The 3,949-nt window shown below is 44.6% G+C and carries 3 protein-coding genes and 1 pseudogene; 3 read left to right on the top strand and 1 reads right to left on the bottom strand.

The genetic code is table 11. The features are described from left to right. Positions 1-65: 65 nt before the first annotated feature. Positions 66-185 (top strand): annotated as a pseudogene (locus JJB97_RS17460) (IS1 family transposase); the annotation flags it as partial. A 425-nt stretch (positions 186-610) separates the two neighbouring features. Here the strand turns inward: JJB97_RS17460 and JJB97_RS17455 are convergent. After that, a complete protein-coding gene (locus tag JJB97_RS17455; protein ID WP_238715355.1) occupies positions 611-820 on the bottom strand; it encodes a hypothetical protein in 210 nt (69 codons plus the stop codon). Positions 821-1,798: 978 nt separating this feature from the next. Here JJB97_RS17455 and JJB97_RS17450 point away from each other — a divergent pair. Further along, on the top strand, positions 1,799-3,349 hold the full coding sequence (locus tag JJB97_RS17450) for an MchC protein (RefSeq protein ID WP_238715354.1): 1,551 nt from the start codon (positions 1,799-1,801) through the stop codon (positions 3,347-3,349). Between the two features lie 21 nt (positions 3,350-3,370). Then, positions 3,371-3,850 carry a toxin-activating lysine-acyltransferase gene (locus tag JJB97_RS17445; RefSeq protein WP_238715356.1) on the top strand — a complete coding sequence of 160 codons (480 nt, stop codon included), beginning with the start codon at positions 3,371-3,373 and terminating at the stop codon, positions 3,848-3,850. The last annotated feature ends 99 nt before the right edge of the window (positions 3,851-3,949 follow it).

The raw sequence follows: 3,949 nt of genomic DNA, 5'->3' as shown, positions 1-3,949 counted from the left end.
TTGCTTAGGGTTGTGTCCATATTACGTGGGTAGGATCATATTAATCGGGTTAATCCTGACCATATAACTTTAGAGCAGGAACACGAATCAAGCGACTTTCCCATCGGACAAACTGCTTTTCAAAGTCTGCTGAGAGGCACGAGAAGGTCATCAGAGCCTTCGTCGAGAGATACATGCCCTACTGATTGGAGTCATTACCATCACCACTATAATTGAATATTCAAAATAGCCCGCACAAGTCACATGCGGGCTTAATTACTCTCTTGAAATAAAGATATCCCTGACTAAAATCAATAATACTTCAGTTACAGATCACGGGAATTTACTCAGCGACTGTTGAAATCAGGAACATATTTCAGGGTAAGTCTCAGCTATTTCCCTTCTCTAAAGACTGCAATTTTTTAATCTTCAGCAGAAGAATTCTCTCCCATATAATCAATATACCAGTGAAGAATACCAACCATTCTTTATCCGGCAATTGATATAGTAAAATCATGAGAAACACAGCCACAAAGGTTGTTAACGAAATGTTGACATATTCTTTAGAAAAGACGAGTGACTTCAACTCCAGTCTAATTAAGCTATCGAACATTTATCACCCCTTAATATATTATGAGCCGCCCCCTGAAGAACCGGTAGCGGAGGCAGAAGAGGAAGATGTACAAGCACCTATGGCAGTCATTCCTGTTGCAATCAATCCGACCGCCCCGCCCAAGACTGAAACAACCATTGCCCCAGCCGCAAGCACACAATTAGTATCAACGCTTTCATACAAAGCACCCGATGCAACTTCTAATTCACGTTCAGTTAATTGTCTCATTGTGTCTCCATTTTAACATACTATGTTATGTGAAAATTATTACCATATCTTTGGGATTTAAAACCATTACTTATATTTATATATTCTAAAATCAAAAGGATGTATTAGAAGTCATGTCCACAGCCACAACAACAGTCACATCCACAGCCGCAAACATATTCATCGTATTCAGATAATGGTTCATTTTTATTGTTATCTCCTCCGTCTGGGGCATGAGTGCTATTAGTAGCCTGAATTACAGGATTAAAAGATAAAAGGTCCATCTGTCGAAAATGAGGATGAAATTAAGATTCTTTTACGATCTGGTTTATATCTATTACTGGCGGGATATACAGTATCTTAGCCATTGTAGTATCCTTACTCCGGTTTTGCGCTTTATCAAAATTCATCCTGATATCTCCTTTGAAAGCCGCCAGCATGGGCAACTGATTAAATTGCCCATGGAAGGAATGGGCAGCTTACCCAAGGTTAACCACTGAAGGTTCATCTAAGGCTACACACCTATCCCTGAACAACAACGAAGATAGTAGTCGTCCAAAAATCATTTGACTTAGTGTGCTTACTATGTCAGCTTCGTAAAGAAAAGTAAATACTAATCATTATCTTTTACATAAGCATTTCATGGAGGAGATATGTGGCTTATTCTGAAAATACATAATGACAACAGCAGTGTTCCTGGTATGAGACAGCAGATGCTGCTTTCCTTAATAATGTCAGCAACATTACTCGAATATTCGTTATCAATGTTCTGAATCTTCAGGCGTAACAGTAAGACAATTCAACATTGGTGGTTACTCCAGAGGAAGAATGAAATTTCGTCATGTTAGGGGGAATATTCCTATGGGCCTGTTTCTCGCGATTTATTATGAGAAAATCATCTCATAAATCAGGTTGATTTAACCTAACAAGCTTCTTCTCATATTAATGAGTTTGACAGTGTTTATATTCGCTCGGAAAATATATAGAGGTAGCATTGGTATGAAATATAGTTCTTCACTTGCTGGGCTAACCGATAATCTGGTTCCTTTCACTGCCCGACGAGTAACCTCTTCGTTGATCTGGTGTGCTCAAGATGTCCGAAATACCGAGGCATTACGAAAAGCATGTAGTTATATAATAAATCCAGCCAGTTCAGCTTCTGCCAAAATATTCCTCGCGGAGCGCTATGGTGGTAGTGGAATTCAGCGTAATGGCGGCGGCGCACGTTGTGGATTTGATGGTAACTATCAGGTTAAAGGCATAGGAGCCAATCCTTTAGTCGGTGAAGGGACTGATGGACGTCATTCTAACGGCGCACTTGGTGCCATCCATGCAATCTATGAGGCTTTATGGGGAGAGGTGCTGGCACAAATATTACCCTATGGTGCAGTGCGTGCCCGGGCAGTTTTACTTACGGATGTCTATACCGACAAGGCATTTGACCGCTCCCAGGGGAAATCCCGACGAGCGCTCTTGGTACGCGACCCCGTGGTTCGCCCGGCGCATTTTGAACGCGCGCCATACTTTAGACCCCAGCCAGGATATGCTGGGCAGCTGATACATGACGCTCAACGGGTCAGGTCTGTTATCCGAATGCTGCCCGCGAATTTGCCCGTTCCGGCAGAGGGGGTCAGTACCGATGCTCAGCATGATCCTCGCCTCGCTTGTATTGAACGACTATGTGAGCTGGCACGTCGTGAGGCGTGGCAGATGGCATATTGTCGTACCCGCTTTCTCAGGCTGACAACGTCTCCTTCCAATATTACGATGGATGGTCGGTTAATGGATTTTAACGGACTCAGTTGTCTGTTCCCCGGAGATTATCCCGACGATTTTGGGCACCGGCTCCGGCTTACTGAGCTGATAAAAGAACCTGTCGTATTGTATCAGGGGTTGGCCGATCTCTGTCTTTATCTCGGAAAATATCTCTTTGATTCTGAGTTTACACTGATGGTCCGTCAGAAGATTGAAGTGACTTTTCAGAAAACGTTTCATGAAGCCTGTTATTACGGTTATCTGGAACAACTGGGCATACCCACAGAGCTCCTGCCGGAGGGTGAAATACCTAGTGCCCTGAAACAACTGGTGGACGGTTTTATGTCGCTGGTTAACCGGCGTGGTGGGAATTTGCACAGCCCGGATCCTGACGGGAATGGTGATTCTCCCCTGCAAAAACTTGTGTCCGAACTGATTCATCGGAGCCAGGAGCATACCTTCGCACTGGACAAGGCCCCGGAACGTGATGTCCATTTCAACGAAACATTACGTTGTTTCATCCAGGGGATCCGCTGTCTTAAACAAGTCAGTACAAAGGGAAAGGGTGACAACTCGTCGCTTCTTACTGGAATAGAACAACATGCCCGAAAGAGACTGCAACCCAGAAAGTGGCTGGGAAAGGCGTGTCTATCTGAGGAGATTGCCACTCTTCTGGATGAACACAGTGATAACCCATATTACCTGCGTGAGGCATTTTCTGATATGGGAACCCGAATGCAGGCATTTTCCAGAGAAGCCTTCGGCCAAGTAAATCCTGTCAGAATCGCGGTGTAAAATATAAGGATAATGACAATGATGTCGCATATACGAGAATCCATAAGGGGCAGAGAGGAATGGACCGTCTATGAGCAGATTGGTTTTGCAGTCAGTTGCATGCTTCATAACCGTAACTACAGCCTTTATCCGGTGTTAACCATTCAATACTGGACTGAATATGCGATACAGCACCATCAGATAAAGTTTCTGTTTGATTCGCGAGGTTTTCCACTGGCGTATATTACCTGGGCGTATCTTGAGGCAGATACGGAAGCACGCCTGCTCAACGATCCGGAGTTCAGACTGCATCCTTCTGAATGGGATGAAGATGGAAGGATCTGGATCCTGGATTTCTGTTGTAAGCCCGGCTTTGGCCAAAAGGCCATTGAGCGTTTATTTCAGCTTCGCCCATGGGGGGAGGGAGAGGTGCGCTGGCTGAGCAGGAGAAAGAAAATCATGACATTTCGGCCCACGCGGCGACATAAAATGCCAGTGGCTCCGGAGACAAAAGAACTGTGAATACCGGAGACGGAATGCACCCCCGGTATCATTTGAACCGCACCGAATTTCCTGGAGAGGGTTAAGACAGGAAGCTCAGGCTGCCAGATTGTTACAGTT

Origin of the sequence: Tenebrionibacter intestinalis (assembly GCF_016632365.1) — a bacterium.
GTDB lineage: Bacteria > Pseudomonadota > Gammaproteobacteria > Enterobacterales > Enterobacteriaceae > Tenebrionibacter > Tenebrionibacter intestinalis.
The sequence above is the reverse complement of the archived record's forward strand: the minus strand, read 5'-3'. Positions and strand labels throughout refer to the sequence as shown.